This window comes from Legionella erythra, assembly GCF_001467615.1.
Taxonomy (GTDB): Bacteria; Pseudomonadota; Gammaproteobacteria; order Legionellales; family Legionellaceae; genus Legionella_C; species Legionella_C erythra.
Genome location: NZ_LNYA01000003.1, coordinates 257,771 through 275,750 on the forward strand (window position 1 = coordinate 257,771; position 17,980 = coordinate 275,750).

The window sequence follows — 17,980 nt, forward strand, 5'->3', positions numbered from 1 at the left end:
CATCTAACTGGTAATTTTTTAATCTAAATTTGACCCTCTTAATTATGATACAACTTTTTAAATAATCAACTGCAATTGCATGGGAATTAATTCAAACCGGGCGGGTAAATAACCCAGGATCTCGCCATCCGCTTCCACAGACACCTTTTTTCCCAGGGTTTCAATCAACACCGTTTTCGCTTGCCGATAATGGACTTTGGGCTCCTGCAAATGCCGACCGGAATAAATTTTGCGGAATTTCAACAGCGCCCTTAAGGGGGTTGCATCCAGAAACATCACCACATCCAGCAAGTCATCATCCAGCTTGGCCATAGGGGCTACATGCATACGTCCGCCGAAGAACTGGCCATTGCAAAGGGCAATCATGGACATCTTAACCGTCTCAGCCGGATGATTATCGTATTCAATACGCACATCCACAGGTTTTAAAGACAGTAAGGATTTAAACCCGTGGACAAAATAATATATTCCACCCCCCACACGTTTTAACCAAGGTGTTTTCGAGGCACTGACAACCACCTCAGCCGATACCCCGCAACTGGCGATATTGATGAAATAACGGATTTTATCATGAAAGGTAATTTTACCCACATTGGTATTAATCGTTTGATTGTGGACGAGCCGATCGAGAAATTCCGTGATGTGCTGGGAGGGAAACTGTCTGGCAAAATCACCGCCGCATCCGCAATTGAAATAAGCCACTTTCAGATCGGGATAACGCAATTGATCCTCGGCAATCAGACCGTTAATCGCCTGACTTAAGGTGCCATCGCCCCCGATAATAACCAGGTAATCCGGGTGTTCGCTGAGCAAATCACGGGTTAACTGACTGATGTCATCACTGTAATTGGACATGCGGTAAGTGATTTTTTCAAAAAGAGCGTTTAGCCCGGGCTCCAAGGCCCGCCAGATTTTCTTCCCCGCGCCATTGCCGGCCATTGGGTTAATGATGACGGCGATATGCTTCATAGCAAGGCCGCCAGACGACAGGCCTGATCGATGGCGTGGCGCGCATCCAGTTCCAGTGCTTTGAAAGCTCCCCCAATTAAATGCACCGATTGTCCGTTTTCCCGCAAGGGTTCATATAAATCCCGCAGTTCATTTTGTCCGGCACAAATAATGACGGAGTCAACCGGCAATACCATTTTTTCCTCACCCATACGGATATGCAGGCCCTCATCATCAATGCGCTCATAGGCGACCCCCGCCAGCATTTCGACGTGTTTGTGTTTAAGGCTTAAACGATGAATCCAGCCGGTGGTCTTACCCAGGTTTTTGCCGTGTTTTTCTTTCTTGCGCTGAAGCAAATAGACCTGACGCGGACTTGGGGTCACTTGGGGCTCTTCAAGACCGCCGCGATGGCTAACAGTCAAATCAATGCCCCATTCCTTATAAAAATGCTTCGCCTCGTGGCCGTGATGCTCGTGGGTTAACCATTCCGCCACATCAAAGCCAATACCACCGGCGCCGATAATGGCAACACGTTGCCCCGGCACCCGCCGCTCCATGATGACATCGATGTAAGTCATGACTTTTTCATGCTCGATGCCTTCTATTTGCGGAATTCTTGGGGTAATGCCAGTCGCGAGTACCACTTCGTCAAAATCCTGGAGCAAGGTCGGCGTGGCCTCGGTATCGAAGCGGATATCAACCCCCAATTTAGGGAGTTGGTGAGCAAAATAATTGATAGTGTGTTGAAAATCCTCCTTACCCGGGATACGTTTCGCCAGATTAAACTGGCCGCCCAGCCCGTTGCTTTTTTCAAACAGGGTGACTTGATGCCCGCGCTCAGCCGCCACGGCTGAAAACGCAAGACCGGCAGGTCCTGAGCCAACAACCGCGATGCGTTTGGGGTGATGCACGGCTTGATACACGAGCTCGGTTTCATTACAGGCTCGGGGATTGACGAGGCAGGAGGCTGTTTTATTGACAAAGACCCGGTCAAGGCAAGCCTGATTGCAAGCGATGCAGACGTTGATCGCTGCACTTTCACCGCGTTTGGCTTTTTCCACAAAATGCGCATCCGCTAAAAAGGGTCTCGCCATCGACACCATGTCCGCATGCCCATCAACCAATACCTGATTAGCCAATTCCGGCGTATTGATGCGGTTTGAAGTAATTAACGGGATGCGTATTTCCGGTTTCAATTGTTTAGTCACCGACGTGAACGCCGCCGGCGGCACCATGGTGGCAATGGTAGGAATCCGGGCCTCATGCCAGCCAATACCCGTATTGATTAACGTGGCTCCGGCGTCTTCGATGGCCTTGGCTAAAAAGACAATTTCCTCCCAGCTGCTGCCCTGGCTTATCAAGTCCAGCATCGATAAGCGGTAAATGATGATGAATTTCTCACCGACGGCTTCCCGCACTTCCCGCACAATATCGACAGGGAAACGGATACGGTTAGCGTAGCTGCCGCCCCAGTCATCGAGGCGGTGGTTGGTGTGGGTCACGATGAACTGATTGAGGAGGTAGCCTTCGCTGCCCATGATTTCAACCCCGTCATAACCCGCCCCCTGGGCAAGCCTGGCACAACGAACAAAATGCTGGATAGTTTTGGCGATACGGCGTTTTGTCATAACCCAGGGTTTAAATGGGCTGATGGGTGATTTAATCCCGCTTGGGGCCACAATAAAGGGATGATACCCGTAACGCCCGGCATGGAGAATTTGCAAGGCGATTTTACCTCCCGCATCGTGTACGGCATGGGTAACGACTTCATGGCGCTGCTGCTCTTTGCTGTTGGTGAGCTTGGCGGCAAAAGGTGCCAAACGGCCGGAACGATTCGGGGCAAATCCACCGGTTACAATTAATCCTGCCCCGCCTAACGCCCGTTCACGGTAAAAGGCGGCCAGGCGATTAAGACCATCCTTATCCTCCTCAAGACCTGTGTGCATGGAACCCATCAGAATCCGGTTTTTAAGATGGGTAAACCCTAAATCCAGCGGTTGAAAAATGGCCTTAAACGGCGTGTTGTCAATTCTCAATTCCATGAATGGTAATCCATCGCAGCTACTTAAAAAAAATTATTATAAGGTTTTCAAAAGCATAACGACAGCATTACTTTAGAAGCCTGGCAATAATTCCTGTTGCCTTTTTAGCTTAAGTTGCTACCATGATTTTAATCAAATTGCCCGGTAAACCATGACCGTCAAAAAATACCCGACCTGTATTGGTTATTGCGCCTTGATTTTCTGGGTATTGGCCGCGCCATTCACTGCAACGGTTACATCGCTGCCCCTGTTTGAAACCTTGAGCCTGACCTTTCTGGTGAGCTTCCTGTTTTCAGCCGCGCATCTCACCATACGACGGCAGTGGCATAAACTCAAACAACCCTGGCCCTTATACCTCATAGGGTTTATCGGCATCTACGGCAACCAGATTTTTTACGTGGCTTCATTCAAATACGCCCCGGCCTCCCATGCGGATTTAATCAATTACCTCTGGCCGCTCCTTATCCTCGTCATGACCGGCTTTCTACCCAATGAACAACGCAGCATCAAGCACCTCTTGGCCGCCTGCCTTGGTTTTGCCGGTGTCTACATCCTCTTATGCCAGGGGGATACCGGCTTTGATCGTCAATACCTGCCGGGTTATATTCTGGCTTTCATTGGCGCGCTTGTATGGGCTCTTTACAGCATCACAGCCCGCTTTTTTAACGAGTCCCCTGTTGAGATGATCGGCCTGTATTGCGGGTTTGCCGCCCTGGTATCAGGCATCCTGCATGGAACTTACGAAACCACCCAGCTTCCGCAGAGCAAGAAGTGGACCGTCCTGCTGTTGATGGGATTAACGACTCAGGGCCTCGCGTATTTTTGCTGGGATTTTGGCGTTAAAAACGGCGATTTTAAACTGTTAAGCCTGCTGTCCTATGGTAATCCCGTCTTATCGATGCTGGTTTTAATTCTCCTTGGGATGGCGAGCCCCACACGTCAACTCGTCATTGCTTTCAGTTTAGTCGCTTTAGGCGGCTTCATTGGTATGATGCCCATGAATAAGGATGACTAGCCTGGCTTTGACAGAGAATGCTAGACTTATCAACCGTCTACAAATTAAGGAACATCATGAAAATCGCCGTTTTGCTATCTGCTGGCAGTCTTCTTTTATCCTCCGCGCATGCCGCGGCAGTCACCAGTGTGCTTTATGCCACCGAGACCGGGGAAAAAATCGGTCAGGTTGTTTTTGAGGACAGCCCGTACGGGCTCTTGATAAAACCGGCATTAAACGCACTTCCCGCAGGACAGATGCACGGCTTTCACCTGCATCAACAGGCCGATTGCGGCGATAAGGGCATGAAAGCAGGTGGTCATTACGATCCAGCCAGGACCAATACCCATGCCGGCCCTTATGGCAACGGGCATTTAGGCGATTTACCCGTTTTAGCTGTTAATAGCGAGGGACAAGCCAATGTCCCCTTGCTCGCACCGAGGTTAAAAACCAGTGACTTAAAAGGCTTGGCTGTCATGGTCCATGCCGGCGGCGACAATTACAGTGATAACCCGCCCCTAGGCGGCGGCGGTGCCCGCATAGCTTGCGGCACGATTGAATAAACCCAGGGCCGCTCCTGAAGGACCGGCCTTGATGTTATTTTTTAGCGATTTGAGTGTAAGCGGGGTTATCCGTGCGCACAAAAATCTGCGTGTAATAAATGTAACCGCGTTTATCATGTGCGATTCCCACGCCAGTCATGTTAAAAGGGCCTTCAATATTGCGGCGGTGGCCAGGGCTGGTCAGCCAGCGGCGCACCACTTCTCGGGGGCCCACTTTAAAATACGCCACATTTTCCGACCCGGCACGGCAGAGCTGGATTTTGTCATAGATGCGCTTGATGCGTTTGTTAAAATCGATGTGGCCAAATGCCATGCGCCTGGATGCCATATCCTGACTATGGATTGCCGCTTCATGCGACATGAATTTATTCATCACCAGGGGCTTTAATCCCCGAGACTGGCGGTATTTATTCACTTCGTCCAGTACCAGTTGCTGATCACGAGCATACCTGTCTTCCAATGCCATGGCCGTTGCGGCTTGCGTGAACGCCGCCATGACAACGATGATTAGCAGTGCAATTTTTTTTCTCATTATCCTTCCCTCGCTTACTTAAAAAGCACAAATTTTAATCCTGATGACCTATTTTTGCCAGACAAATTTTTAATCACCATGGACTATACTGCAAATAACGACAACAGGGAGATTCATGGCATGATAAGCACAGAACCAGGCAGCACCGATCGCCGCATTCAGCTGGCCGAATGTGGGCGCCACTTTGGGGAAGATGTCGATCTAACCGGTTTGCCTCATACCGGCAATGAGGGTTGGTTTGAAACATCCGTACCGGGTACAATCGGATTAAGCGGCAGTGAACCTGGTCCTGGACCTGGCATAGTATTAAAAGACATTGAACACAATCCGGTTGAGATGGTATGAACAGATGGCCTTATCGGCTGCATGGGGCTTGCCATTATTGGTCAGGATAAGGACGGAAAAACCGATGTTTTTTTTGCACACGCACGGCAATACGATCGGGCAGACGCCGCCACCACGTCTGATAATCCGATTCATTTAGCCCGTGAATTTGTCAAAAGCCACAACAATGTGCGTGTTTTTTGGGGCACTGAATTTCATCACGGGTGCAGAACGCAACAGGAGTATGCCATGGCTCAGGTTGCCCGTGAGAATGCCCAGCGAAAATTGTCTTCCGATTTAGGCTGTTGGGTCCGGGCCAGCGATTGCCTGCCTTCAAGCAGCATGACCTTTTTACCCAAGGAAGGGTTGCTTCGACCGGGAAAACCGCTTGAAGTCATGGGTAAACTCGGGAAAGAAGACCATCTCGCTGAAAAGAAAGCATTTTCCGACAGTAAAGGCTTAGGCAAATTCACACCGGATACCGGGATTTTAGGACGCATGGAAATGCACTTGGCGGAAATCAGGATGCAGCGTCAATCAATGGTACGATTGTATCATCAGGATGCTAAACGGGATTATAAAATCCTGATCTTAAGCCAGGCCATTGAAGCCTATCGCGTCGGTAATATTGATGTGCTCAGGCGTTATGCCCAGGATGCAGAAAGACATGTCGGTTCATTTATGGATCCCAAAAGCGTCGATGCCTGGCATAAGACATCAGGTGAAAGCGTCACCGCCAGACTGGTTCAGGACGCCTTTGCCGATGCCTGCGAAAAAACCCGGGGTATGAATCCAACGGGCTGCGGTCTCAGAGAAGATGGCAATGACGTTCACGATTACAAGGAACATGCAGAAGTTGTGGCACGAACAACCAGCCGGGCTGAGATTTAGCTTCGGAACAATGGACGGCACGTGTAGCCACTTTCGCGCTATTTGAATAAATATGGAGCATAGTGCGCTTATTATGGTATCATAAACCTATGTTCCTTTCGCTTTGCAATGACCATGACGAACTCCCTTTATCGTGACCTCAACCAGCAATTACCAGGTTCCTGGCGTATTCGTTTCCAAAATTTTTTGAGCTTCCTGCCCGGCGTTAAGCCCGTGGATGAGCGGGTCGTTATCTTGCGAAAAAAATTAAAGGCCGATGATTTCCAGTACGTTGACTATTACCATTGCCATTCCGATTATTTTAATCAACGCTACAAGGGTAAAATCTGTCATCAATCCTCCGAAGAAACGGCCTATCTGGTGGATGCCTATCCCCCGCCTCCGTTAACCAGTCCGGCTTTAACCCGTTTAGGCCCCCCTGAACCAGCAGCGCCAACTCCTTTAAACAATCGCAATAAACCGGCTGAATTCATCCAGGCTCCTCGAGCCCCGCATTGGATTGAGCAGGAAGCGGAGGCCAGCCAAACCATCCTGCCCAGTCAATCGTTAGCCTGTTGACAACGGCCGGTTATCCAGACAAAGCCTCTGGCGTCAGGCCAAATTTGTCCCTATGATGGAACAAAAGGCCCTGAAGGAAGATTATGACTGCTTTGCCGCATTTTGCCTGTGCTCACCCCTACCTCAGTATGCTGGTCTTTACCTGTATTGGTTTTCTGCTGCGCGGCATGATGCGCGTCAATTTACAGGCTGTACGTCTGGCTATCGACGATCTGGATCTGGCGTTGCAGGACAATGATCTTGAGCAAGCGAAGCTTTGCTTAAGCCGGCTTAAAACCGGGTTTGGGTGGACATAATCAGACCCTGGCGCGCCCGAAGGCGCGCATGGTTTAGGCGATTTTGCTGCTGACATGCACGGCATGAATCACGGCGGTGATCCGTCCTACCCGTGCGATGGCTGCATGAGTTAATCCATGCTCCAGTAATTGCCGGCTGTGAGCGCTGATGCAGACACCGCAGCCATTTAATATGGACACCGCCAGACTTAACACTTCAAAGGTCACCTTATCTGTTCCGGGGTTCATCATGCCTTGCATGCGAAGACCCGCTGGAAGACGTCCCAGTTCGGGTAATTCGCTTAAATGGACAAAACGGTAATAAATATTGTTCATCGCCATCAGGCTCGCGGCATTTTTTGCAGCCTCTTCAATATCGAAGTCAATCTGCAGGGTTTTAATGCCGGCTGCCAATGATGGATTGCCGAGATGATAAGCGACCGCCAGCGCTGATCCGACGATTTGCTCCTGGCTTAAACCATCTGTCTGCTCAAGGTCAAGGACCTTGCCCACATTGATGCGGGCGTCTTTGGCAAATTCGGGCAACAGATCTTTAATGGATTGCAACATGGTTCTCTCCGTTATTATGGCGCAGCCAGTTAAATATGAATGGTGTCTTCGCCTTTTTTCCAATTGCACGGGCACAACTCATCCGTTTGCAAGGCATCCAGTACACGCAAAACCTCCTGAGGGTTGCGGCCTACATTCAAGTCCGTGACCATGACAAAACGGGTAATGCCCTGCGGGTCGACGATAAAGGTCGCCCGTTGTGCCACCCCTTCCTGTTCATCCAGGATGCCTAAAGCCTGGGTCAGTTCCCGTTTAATGTCAGCGAGCATGGGAAATGGCAGATTGTTTAAATCATCATGGTTATTACGCCAGGCCAAATGAACGAATTCGCTGTCCGTACTACCGCCTAAAATTTGAGCATCTCGATCGGCAAATTCAGCCGCGAGCTTGCCAAATTCAGCGATTTCAGTTGGGCATACAAAGGTAAAATCTTTAGGCCAGAAAAAAACAACCAGCCATTTCTCCTTGTACGTGTCATTATTGATAACACGGAATGCATCATGAACATCGTTGCTTACTGTGGCTTTTAATTCAAACTGCGGAAAGGGATTACCTACAGTGATCATCTTTTTTCTCCTCAATTAATCGGTTTCACTGTAAATTTAGCCATCCCCAAATAATAAGTAAAATTGAATATAACTATAGTATCGATAGTCATAAACTATTGAGTAGAGGGAATAATGGATTGATTGTTGATCAATTGGGTGTTTAAATTACGGAGTGTGCAATAACAACAATAAAAAAAGAGGTCATTATGAGCAAACAAGAAAAGATCTGCCGTATCGTGCGCCTGATTACCAATAAAAACTGGCAGGAAACCTGTTGCCGTTGATGAAAATTCCTCCACTCGCTGCCATCCTGGCTTATCAGAATTCGACCGTGGTGCGTCACTTTGCCTACCATCATCCCGCGTTCGATGATAAAGCCAGTCAACAGCTTTTTAATGATTTACTGGCCTGGCTATGGTTAAACGCTTACCGGCAACAAACTGAGCGGCGCACTTATTTGTTTGGTCCGCTGCTTCCCCTGGATGACATGTGGCATACCTTTATACTCCACACCCGCGACTACATGGATTTCTGTCAGGCTTTCTTTAAAACCTATTTTCATCATGATGTTGAGCCTCCGACTGCCGCGCATCAATTAAGCCCTGAAGAACTTGCTGATTTTCTCAATGATTGTTACGACCACCTGGGTGAAGCCTGGGTTAACCGTTATTTCTCTGAAGCATTTGAACCCCTGGAATAATCTGGATAAGGCCTTAGCCATTGCCTGCTTTCTCATATCGACAAGGGAGGGGAGATAACGTATTATCCTTATGGTTGTGTTGGTGTAATTGACCAAACAAAAAGAACAATACGCCTCCTCAGAGGATAAACTGCACGATTAATTGGGAGTTAAGCCATGGCAGCCGAACAGCATTCGGCCTCACTTGTGAGTCAACTGTCATTACCGGGCACTCAGCAGATGCCCGAAGGCTATTTTCGCTCCAAGCTATTTGTTGCTCCTTTTACGACCAACCCGCTCGTTGCTGCAGCAGGCCCTGTCTTGTCGCTGCTTGAACGGCTGGGTGTCAGCCCCTCTTTGCCACCGGTACAAACCATTCGCGGCAATATTGAACATGAATTACTGGCCTTCCATAGCCGGGTGTTGGGCAAATCCTATAGTGATGAATTCGTTGCCATTGCCCGCTATTTATTATGTGCCACCATTGATGAACTCCTGGGAAAAAGCTACCTGCGCCTGCATAAGGAACCTGCCATTTTTGCCGCGTTCACCCCGGCATCACCGGATGGTAGCGGCCCTGAGCAACGTTTTTTTGATATCATCCATTTCATCAAGGAACGACCCAATCAATACCTTGATTTAATTGAACTGGCCTACTACTGCCTCATCGCCGGCTTTGAAGGCATGCAGCACGGACAAGCCGATGGCCGCAGCGTCCTTGACAACCTGATAGAAGAACTCTACCAATTAATTCAACAGCATCGTGTGAATAAATCGCATCATTTGTTTAAAGAACAGAACAAGGCTGATTTTACCCCCACAAGCCGCAAACCACTGCTTACGGTGTGTTTCATTTCGCTGGGATTGCTGGCTGCCGGTTACTTCTTTAGTTATATCTTGCTGGAAAATAAAGTCAAAAATGTCCAGACCGGACATCATCTCCTGGCCAAACTGGATGACTAATGGATAAATCGTTACAGCTCCTTTGCGACGCCTTAAAAAGAATTTTCGCGCAATTAAAACCGCAACAGACACCGCTTTCATTTCTTTTATTGATTGGCAAAACCGGTCAGGGTAAAACCGAACTATTGAAACAGGCCAACCTCATTCACTGCCCGGTTGATAACGAGCAGGGGATTAATCTTTTTTATAATAACCAGGGGGTCATTCTCGAATTGAGTGAAACCTGGCTCTGCAGCAGTGAAAGCTTATTGACCAATACTCTGAAGCAATTGAACCGCTGTCACAGCAATGTCAAAATTAACGGCTTGATTCTCTGCGTCAACAGCAGTGAACTCCTGCTGATTGAACCTGCGCAACTCGTTGACCAATGCAAATCACATATGCAATTGCTCGACCGCTTTGGCAGCGCGCTGGGTTATTGTACGGACATCGCGCTTCTTTTTACTCAATTGGACACGCTCGCCGGTTTTTGTGAATTTTTTCAATCCGAACACCCCAGCGACCTCGCCAGGCCCTTGGGATTTTCGTTGGAAAATACCGGTACGCGGAACAAGTTCATTGAAAAATACCAAGCCCAGTTTGACCAGATGCTTGAAGTACTGGGCCAGCAGATTATCAATAAATTGCACCCTGCACGTTCCAGCGCCAAACGCACGTTAATCCGCGAGTTTCCATTACAGTTAGCCTGCCTGCGTGTCCCCGTGCAAGCCTTGATTCAACAGTTAAACCATCAACTCTTTCGCTTGCAGGCCCTGTATTTTACCAGCGCCCAGCAAGGCGGTTTAACCATCGATCGTTTAAATCGCAAAATCCAGCACGAATACGCTTTGACCGTGCAGGATCGCTTTCAGCAATCCAACAATTATCGTCCTTACTTCATTGAAGGAGCAATCAAAGCCCTGCAGGAACACACCAAAAGCCATGTGCCCGGCATGAGCAGCAAGCATAAACTGATTGCAGGCCTCGCAGCAGGGGTTGTAGGCCTAGCACTCTGCGGCGTGTCTTACCAGCATTGGACGACATCCAAACTGCTCGATGAAGCCAGCAAGGAACTCCTGGCCTATGAAACCCTGATAGCGCAACCCAATGGCAAAACGTCAGCCCTCTATCATTTGTCTCTCGCTGAAAATAAAATCGATTCCATTCCGGTTAACCTGCTCTCCTTAGCCATCATCGAGCAACTTAAAAGCCAACTGCATTCGAATGCGCAAAGCAGGCTGCACCACAATTTTCTACCGGACATGATAGCCAACCTGGAAGCGATTATCGCCAACCCGTCACAAAGCCAATTGGCGCGCTACCAGGCGTTAAAAATTTATCTCATGCTGGCTGAGCCCGAGCATTTTTCAGAAGCCGCGGTGATTGACTGGTTTAGAACCCACCGTGAAGCCGCCCATGGCGCACAAATGAATGACAAAGAACTCCTGCTGCTGAAAAAAGCGTTGAAGCAGCCGCTGCAACCCATCGCCATTAACCGTCAATTGGTCAGCGATGTACGCAATTACCTCAATGCCTTACCCGCGGCTTATCTTTATTATTCGATAGCGAAAGACAGTTTTCCTAAAGAGAAGACCCTCATTGATATTCCCGGCTTTGATCTGACTAACCGGGAATTGCCGGTTTATTACACCAAGAAGGGCTTTAACGAGGTCATGGCGAAGCTTCCGACTATCAGCGCACAGTTGCAGGAAGAAAACTGGATTTTAGCCCGCCAGGATTTACAAAACCTGCCCTCGCAGTTAGAGCAGGCTTATTGTTTTGAGTACGCGACCTGGTGGCAGAATTTTATCCGCCGCACCCACCCTCAACATTATCAGGGTTATCAACAAGCGCGTCAGCTGACTCAGACACTGACGCAGACCAACGCCATTGAGCGTTTGGTTGAGTTGATTCAGGAACAAACCAGTCCCTCACCAGACCAAAGCGCATCGCTTTTTAACCAACAGGTGGCCAGCCAGTTTACCGCCCTTAACTTAATGAGCAATTCCGCGACGCATGATTTGAGTTTAAACATCAGCGAACTGGAGAAATTCATTACCACCCTGGCGCTGGTCAATGATCAGGGGCGCACCGTCTTTGAACTGACCCGCTCACGCTTTAGCGGCGAATCCTTATCCGACCCATTAAGCGCGCTTTATAATCGTGCACGCCAGCTCCCGGAACCCGTATCCAGCTGGGCAAAACAAATTGCGGATGACACCTGGTTTATTTTTATTACCGAAAGCCGTGCCTATTTGAATCAACAATGGCAACGATTAGTTTTTACCGATTATCAATCAGCAATTGCCAACCGGTATCCTCTCGATGCCAATAATCCCGACAATGAAGTGTCGCTTATGGAGTTTGATCGCTTCTTTGCACCGGAGGGTACCCTGAATTCCTTCGTGAATCATTATTTAAAACCCTTTCTTGATACCTCCAAGCCGCAATGGGAATCCAAAGAATTAAACGGTTACGTCATGCCAATTTCCACCGATTTGATTAACGAGTTAATACGGGCCAATGTCATCAGCAACATGTTTTTCCCTGAACATGCGAAAACCAGCAAAATCGACTTTACCCTGCAAAAAATTAATCTGGATCCGGTCGTGGCCAATTTACAATTATCCATCGGGGAAACCAAACTCACCGATAGTCAGACAAGTGACTCTTATACCTTCTTCAGTTGGCCGCAATCCGATGCAAAACTCGCCATTTATTCCATTGAAGGTAACCATTTTGAACTGGAGGAAAAAGGACCCTGGGCGTTCTTTAAAATTCTTCAGAAAGTCAATGTGCTGGTCGACAGCAACGACAGCGCCAGTCTGCAGATCCTGTTTGAAATCAATGGCAATTCAGGACGATATCAGCTTAAAACAGAAAACCAGATCAATCCGTTTAGTCCTGGGATTTTAACCGGGTTTAATTTAAATGAAGAGATAGCGTGACGTGTCTATGAGACTGAAAACAGGCAGCAGGCTGATGTTCTGATAGCCTGGCGGCATTCATGGATACTGCATAACACCGCGGCAGCAATTCAAAACCGTCCTTGAACTTCTTATCATGTCCTGCCCGTACACGGTTTCCATGGGAGGATTGTTATATTCAACCCTTTCAAAAACCTCCATTGTGTAATTCTGGTTATAAATCAATCAATTAACTCACCCTCAATCCGAATGTATTTTCTTTTTCGGGTTTGATAGCAATGAGGTTGCAACAGAATAAATTGCCTTATGGCATTTACATGAACTACTTGATCATTTATAATACAGTAATTTGTTGTCCACAGGTAAAGTCCATGCAAAATAAACTTGAGTTTTTTAGTCGCCTACCCGATTCCATACAAGGTGAAGTCACCAGGTTTTTACCAAATGAAGATTTCATAAAACTTTCCATGACTTCAAAATCCAATTCCCCGGTGTTTAATGCGAATCAAGATGTCAAACGATTATATAAGGCCAGAGAATTTCTTCATCATGTTGTTCGTGGGAACCATGAAGCAGTAGCAAAGATGCTTAAACAAGATCCCGCTTTAATGCGGACAAGAGGGCAAGTGCAGGATTTGTCAGGCCGAAGGTTTACCAACATTAGTGGTTTTGAGTATTGTATGTGGGCTTTAGATAAGCATATGTGGACGACGATGCTTGATTGTTTACCTGCAACAGGTGAAGGCGAAGGGATAAGGAGTGAATTAAGGGCACAATATCTCAAAATAAAGAAACACGGTGTGACCTATACACTGGACGCCGTAACCCCGTACTATATGCCTGAAATGATAACCAGGACAGAAAAGCATTTTGATTTTGAAGGTACTATCATTAAAGAACTTCAAGAATTTGTTAATAAGGGCGATGCTAATCAATGGGTAACCGGTGTTGGCGGTGCCCAACGCTTATTTCCTGTTCATGTTGTTGATGAATACTGTTGTGAAACGTACGTTTTCCCGGTTTCTGATTTTAAAGAACCACACACGTCGTCAAAAAAATATAAAGTCTCGGGTCAGACGTACGAATCCTGGTTCAGCAGCGACTCTAAACTGGGTAAGGATTTTGCAATTTATAAGGTCATTTACTCGATAAGTGCGCATAGAGAGGATATTAGCGGTCCGCGTGCTTGGTCTAAGTATAGTTTAAAGAGCATGAATGGGTTGTATAACGTCAGAACAAATGATTTTCAGGCGCTGGAAACGACGCTTGAGCCACGGAACCTGTGTGAATACGAGAGCGCTCAGACTATGTCAGCCTCGTAATTAATTTCACCCCCAGTCCGAATGACCATTCAAAAATGGGTTGCTGTCCATTTTTATGACTTTCACAAGCACAATAAATAAGCTTAATAAGGGCGGTTTCACTGGTGAAAACGCCTTTAGGTTACCTAAGCAATACCCTGAAAATCAATACCACTCCTGAGCTTCATACGGGACGTATCAAGAGCGGCGAGTGTAAAAAGTGAGATTTAGGAAGAGGTCTATTAAAACTCGCTTTCAGATGGCACACAGTAAATTCGGTATTCCAGTTCATGCAGGACACGCCCTGACTCGCTGAATTTCACATATTCATCCTGAGGAATACCACCTAACTTTTCAATGAGTTTGCGGCTGGGGTAATTGCTTTTATCAACCGGGTATTTCAGGTAATCATAGCGAAGATTAGCCGCCGACCACCCTGTCAGGGCCGACAACGCCTCATAACCATAATAATGACCCTGCGCACTCTTCCTAATCCAGATGCCGAGTTCCGGTGAGCGGGATTGAACCTCATCAAGACTGGCATAACCCAAGAATTCCCCGCTCTCTTTAAGAATAAGAATCAAGGCTATTTCCTTACCTTTGCGCATGGCCAGTTGCTTTAATCGCACATGGTCCGCAATTTCCTGTCGGGCCTTGGGCGCTGAAGGCCACATGTAGCGAGTAATCTCGGCAGTAAAATGCTCACAGACAGCGCTTGCATGCTCTTCGCTGATAGGGACTAATTTCATTCTGGGTGTGTCTAAGCGCAATTGACTAAAATCCATTTTTAATCCCGATACTCTGCCATTGACCTCTGCCCAACATCTTATGCACTAATTTTTAGGCAGCATTTTCACGTTAGGATCTTTGGTGTACGCATTGAGAATATCACTGACTAACTGTTCAATGACACTGTCCTTGGCGTCATCCTCTATCAAACCGACTTCTGCTTTCATAGCAGCCAGTCGTTCCTCGATAATTTTAGCCACCGAACCATTGGGAAACAACGCAGCCAGTAAGCGGCGTGCTTCCGCAGGCCCCAGATGGCGATAGAGTTGATTACGGACCGAGGCATCTTCCGCCGTGGTACTGAAGGCCCACAACTCCACTGGGCCCAAGGTCAGGGTCAGCAGTTGGATATTAACCCCACTCTTGGTGGCATACTGCACAAGGAAGGTGGCCCCACCTTGACGCGGCCCGTGAACGCGGGTACGCAAAGCCATTTTGGCCGTCTCCGACAGACCGAAAATCTGGGTGGTTTTTTCCACGGCCTGCGAAGGGCCTGCATCCATAATGTAAATGGCAGTACTGAATTCAATCATCACGGCATCAAAGTCGTCAACGGACTGCGACAATAGTGCAATTTGCACTTTCCACTTTCGGCCTTCGCGCATGTCAATAATGACCTGATCACGCACGGCGGCTGACTTGGAAGTACGGTGGAATTCGTCATAAACAATGCGCTTGGGATCTTCACGAATCTCAAGTACACGGGTTTTATGGTACTCTCTGTACTGGTCCGGTACGTTATTCATGCTTTCTTCGGTGAGGTAGTAATGACGCGCCAGAACATAGCGTGCCAGCATGTACATCACCGACGTTTGTCGATCGGCCGCGTCGCCCCCGCTTTTTGCCACTTCGTCAAGGTCAAGGGAAACAACGCGGGCATCACCAATATCAAAACTGGTTACCCGTGATAAAATCGAGTATTCGCGTACTGCACCGGATATCATTCGCGAGAATGCGCTAATGAGGGACTCCCCTGTTGGGGCAACCACTTTTTCATACAAGTCTTCAATGGATGGGGTACGACAAATGGATGCCGCATCCGCCAGCAACGGCATGGCATAACGTTGTGCAAGCATGGCTTCGTGAGCAAACCCTGCGGAATACAAGGCATCGGTGACTTCCCACCAGGTGGATTTCGAATCCCTGACAAAACCGATTTCTTCTAAAATGCTATCAATAAATTCTTCAACCCCGGGTGCATACGGTGTGGGATTAAATTCATCAGCCAGGCTTTTATACAGTTCATCAACCACCATACCGGCCAGATCAGGCATGCCGTCATATGGTTTACTGGCGCCGAGCGGCGTGGTTAAAAGGGTCAGGAAATTAACCAGAAACGAGCGTTCCGTGGCGGTTGGATAACGGCAACCCAGTTGGGTATCAAACGGGTTAATGGAATACTCAGGCGTCATACGCAAGCGGTAATAAGCCACAAGATGGCGTTTGGCAGCAGGCAACGCCTCTTTGAGCAGGGAGATCAACCCGCTGCTTGATGGTCCGATATCAATAATCGCAATTCGCGGCAGGCGCGTTAACCCCCCTTGCAGGCAAAGGGCTAAATTTAAGGCGTTGGATAACACGGATTTACCAGAACCCGGGCGGGCGTACACCAAATCAATCCAGGTTGTTTGTTGAGTCGAACCAGGTTGAAACGGCCACGGTTTGCCATCGGGTGTACGGAATAATAACGCACCCGTCTCCCAGGGAGATGCAGGCCGGGTGATAGGAAGCATGGTAATCACATCAGACAAGGGCGCAACCGAAGGCACCGCCGCACTGCGTGTGGTCACAGCCAACATGCTGGAGACAAAACCGGCAAATGGATCGCCGCAAATTTCCGATACATCGGTTGAACCCCAACCCTGTATTGCTTTCACCAACTCTGAACTGCGGCGCCGCAATAAGGGAATATTACCTTCCGGCGCCCAGGTACTCGCGACCACACGCAGGCGAACAATGGCGTCATCAGTATTCAATTGCAGGTACTTTAACAAATTCACCGAGTCGCTGATTAAGCGGTTTTGCGCTGACGTAAACGAAAGGATAGCTGACAGCATTCCTTTTAATTTGATGGTATTTAAGCCCTCGCTTTCAACGAGAAAAGAAATACGCCAGGGAATATGGGACGGCAATATACGCGCAAACAGGGTTAGGAAAGGACGTACATCCTTTGGAAAAAGATCAATAAACACCGACGAATAGATTTTATTGCCTACTTTTACTGTGCGCAGATCAATGTTTTCGGCATCACGGGGAATAACCTGCTTGGCCAGCGAAGGCCACAGCAAATCAGAGACATCCCCTTCAAAGCGATTGATTTCGCGAGGATAAATTTTATCGCCCGGTAATATGGCACGCCAGTCATCGGCAGTAAAATCCGGATCAGCGGTCATGCGGATAGCCTGCACGGCATCGTGCACCTCCACCAGACGGGCGTAGATGTTTAACGCATCCAGATCATTTAAAACCGAGCGCACATAGGCGTCATGGGTATCCCTTAACTCAGGAATGGCAGCATACACCGTCTGTGTGTTTTTGAATGAAGGCGCCTTCATGTCCCTCAGCATTTTCAGCTTGGCTTTATTGGCCGCTTTCAATTGATCCTGAGCCAGGTTAAAAGGCCTGGTAAATAACACAAAGTAAAGCCGCTCTTCTGCGCAATATTGCGACAGGTAATCGACCCGTTCGGTAAATAAATCGTTCAGCGTTAACTCGAGCCGTTTGGCTGTCGCTTCCGCTGGGGCATAAATATCCTCAATGACTTTACGAATGTTTTGTTTGTCGTGACTAAAATACACCTGAAAGGCATGCCCAGGACGGCTCATAGCGCCCTGGAAGGCATTAGATAATCCCTCAACCAGCTGTTCAAATTCTTCGGCACCGGCAAGTGCCGTCACCCCTTCCACTTTAATTAGAGAAATCAGCGACCCGTCATGATTAACCAACACAGTGGGGCTGTCTGCGGTTTCGAGTTCGCAATACGATTCGGTGGTTTGTTTTAGCGAGGTACTTAACCAGGCAAAAAAGGTATCTATACCTTCAAAAAATGATTCGGCCCAATTCCCCATGGTTATTCCCTATTCGTTACGAGTCA

At 48.1% G+C, this 17,980-nt stretch carries 17 protein-coding genes; 10 read left to right on the forward strand and 7 right to left on the reverse strand.

Features of this window, described 5'->3' with window-relative positions:
* Positions 1–57 precede the first annotated feature (57 nt).
* Positions 58–969 (reverse strand): diacylglycerol/lipid kinase family protein, encoded by a 912-nt coding sequence (locus Lery_RS02285; protein WP_058525626.1) that lies wholly within the window; start codon positions 967–969, stop codon positions 58–60.
* Complete coding sequence (locus tag Lery_RS02290; RefSeq protein ID WP_058525627.1) at positions 966–2,993, reverse strand: NADPH-dependent 2,4-dienoyl-CoA reductase; 2,028 nt, start codon at positions 2,991–2,993, stop codon at positions 966–968. The genes Lery_RS02285 and Lery_RS02290 overlap by 4 nt, the downstream gene beginning before the upstream one ends.
* 151 nt (positions 2,994–3,144) lie before the next feature.
* On the opposite strand from Lery_RS02290, the gene Lery_RS02295 reads away from it, so the two are divergent.
* Together Lery_RS02295 and Lery_RS02300 are read left to right on the forward strand one after the other, a co-directional pair.
* Positions 3,145–4,008: a DMT family transporter gene (locus tag Lery_RS02295; protein WP_058525628.1), complete on the forward strand. Its 864-nt coding sequence runs from the start codon at positions 3,145–3,147 to the stop codon at positions 4,006–4,008.
* 56 nt (positions 4,009–4,064) lie between these two features.
* A complete protein-coding gene (locus tag Lery_RS02300) occupies positions 4,065–4,550 on the forward strand; it encodes a superoxide dismutase family protein (protein ID WP_058525629.1) in 486 nt (161 codons plus the stop codon).
* A gap of 34 nt (positions 4,551–4,584) precedes the next feature.
* On the opposite strand, the gene Lery_RS02305 is transcribed toward Lery_RS02300, so the two are convergent.
* Entirely contained in the window at positions 4,585–5,082 is a 498-nt protein-coding gene (locus Lery_RS02305; RefSeq protein WP_237759125.1) for a CAP domain-containing protein, read from the reverse strand.
* A 120-nt stretch (positions 5,083–5,202) separates the two neighbouring features.
* Here Lery_RS02305 and Lery_RS14930 point away from each other — a divergent pair, with 120 nt between their 5' ends.
* The 4 genes from Lery_RS14930 (at position 5,203) to Lery_RS02325 (ending at position 7,151) form a co-directional block, all read left to right on the forward strand.
* Positions 5,203–5,427, forward strand: coding sequence for a hypothetical protein (locus Lery_RS14930; protein ID WP_058525630.1), 225 nt, complete (start codon positions 5,203–5,205; stop codon positions 5,425–5,427).
* A gap of 21 nt (positions 5,428–5,448) precedes the next feature.
* Positions 5,449–6,297 (forward strand): hypothetical protein, encoded by an 849-nt coding sequence (locus Lery_RS02315; protein ID WP_058525631.1) that lies wholly within the window; start codon positions 5,449–5,451, stop codon positions 6,295–6,297.
* A 114-nt stretch (positions 6,298–6,411) separates the two neighbouring features.
* Entirely contained in the window at positions 6,412–6,855 is a 444-nt protein-coding gene (locus Lery_RS02320) for a hypothetical protein (protein ID WP_131750923.1), read from the forward strand.
* A gap of 83 nt (positions 6,856–6,938) precedes the next feature.
* Entirely contained in the window at positions 6,939–7,151 is a 213-nt protein-coding gene (locus Lery_RS02325; protein ID WP_058525633.1) for a hypothetical protein, read from the forward strand.
* A gap of 33 nt (positions 7,152–7,184) precedes the next feature.
* Here the strand turns inward: Lery_RS02325 and Lery_RS02330 are convergent, their stop codons facing one another.
* Positions 7,185–7,700, reverse strand: a complete 516-nt coding sequence (locus Lery_RS02330) for a carboxymuconolactone decarboxylase family protein (RefSeq protein WP_058525634.1) — start codon at positions 7,698–7,700, stop codon at positions 7,185–7,187.
* A gap of 29 nt (positions 7,701–7,729) precedes the next feature.
* Positions 7,730–8,266, reverse strand: coding sequence for a peroxiredoxin (locus Lery_RS02335; protein WP_058525635.1), 537 nt, complete (start codon positions 8,264–8,266; stop codon positions 7,730–7,732).
* A gap of 265 nt (positions 8,267–8,531) precedes the next feature.
* Between Lery_RS02335 and Lery_RS02345 the strand changes: the two genes are divergently transcribed.
* The 4 genes from Lery_RS02345 (at position 8,532) to Lery_RS02360 (ending at position 14,118) form a co-directional block, all read left to right on the forward strand.
* Positions 8,532–8,948 carry a glycine-rich domain-containing protein gene (locus Lery_RS02345; protein ID WP_058525637.1) on the forward strand — a complete coding sequence of 139 codons (417 nt, stop codon included), beginning with the start codon at positions 8,532–8,534 and terminating at the stop codon, positions 8,946–8,948.
* Positions 8,949–9,104: 156 nt separating this feature from the next.
* Complete coding sequence (icmH, locus tag Lery_RS02350; RefSeq protein WP_058525638.1) at positions 9,105–9,890, forward strand: type IVB secretion system protein IcmH/DotU; 786 nt, start codon at positions 9,105–9,107, stop codon at positions 9,888–9,890.
* The gene (icmF, locus tag Lery_RS02355) at positions 9,890–12,817 is read left to right on the forward strand and encodes a type IVB secretion system protein IcmF (RefSeq protein WP_058525639.1); all 2,928 of its coding nucleotides are present in this window, start codon (positions 9,890–9,892) and stop codon (positions 12,815–12,817) included. Before icmH ends, icmF begins: the two co-directional genes overlap by 1 nt.
* A gap of 350 nt (positions 12,818–13,167) precedes the next feature.
* The gene (locus Lery_RS02360; protein WP_058525640.1) at positions 13,168–14,118 is read left to right on the forward strand and encodes a hypothetical protein; all 951 of its coding nucleotides are present in this window, start codon (positions 13,168–13,170) and stop codon (positions 14,116–14,118) included.
* 221 nt (positions 14,119–14,339) lie between these two features.
* Here the strand turns inward: Lery_RS02360 and Lery_RS02365 are convergent, their stop codons facing one another.
* Positions 14,340–14,882, reverse strand: a complete 543-nt coding sequence (locus Lery_RS02365) for a GNAT family N-acetyltransferase (RefSeq protein ID WP_065230224.1) — start codon at positions 14,880–14,882, stop codon at positions 14,340–14,342.
* A gap of 48 nt (positions 14,883–14,930) precedes the next feature.
* A complete protein-coding gene (locus Lery_RS02370) occupies positions 14,931–17,954 on the reverse strand; it encodes a type IV secretion protein IcmB (RefSeq protein ID WP_058525642.1) in 3,024 nt (1,007 codons plus the stop codon).
* Positions 17,955–17,980: the final 26 nt, after the last annotated feature.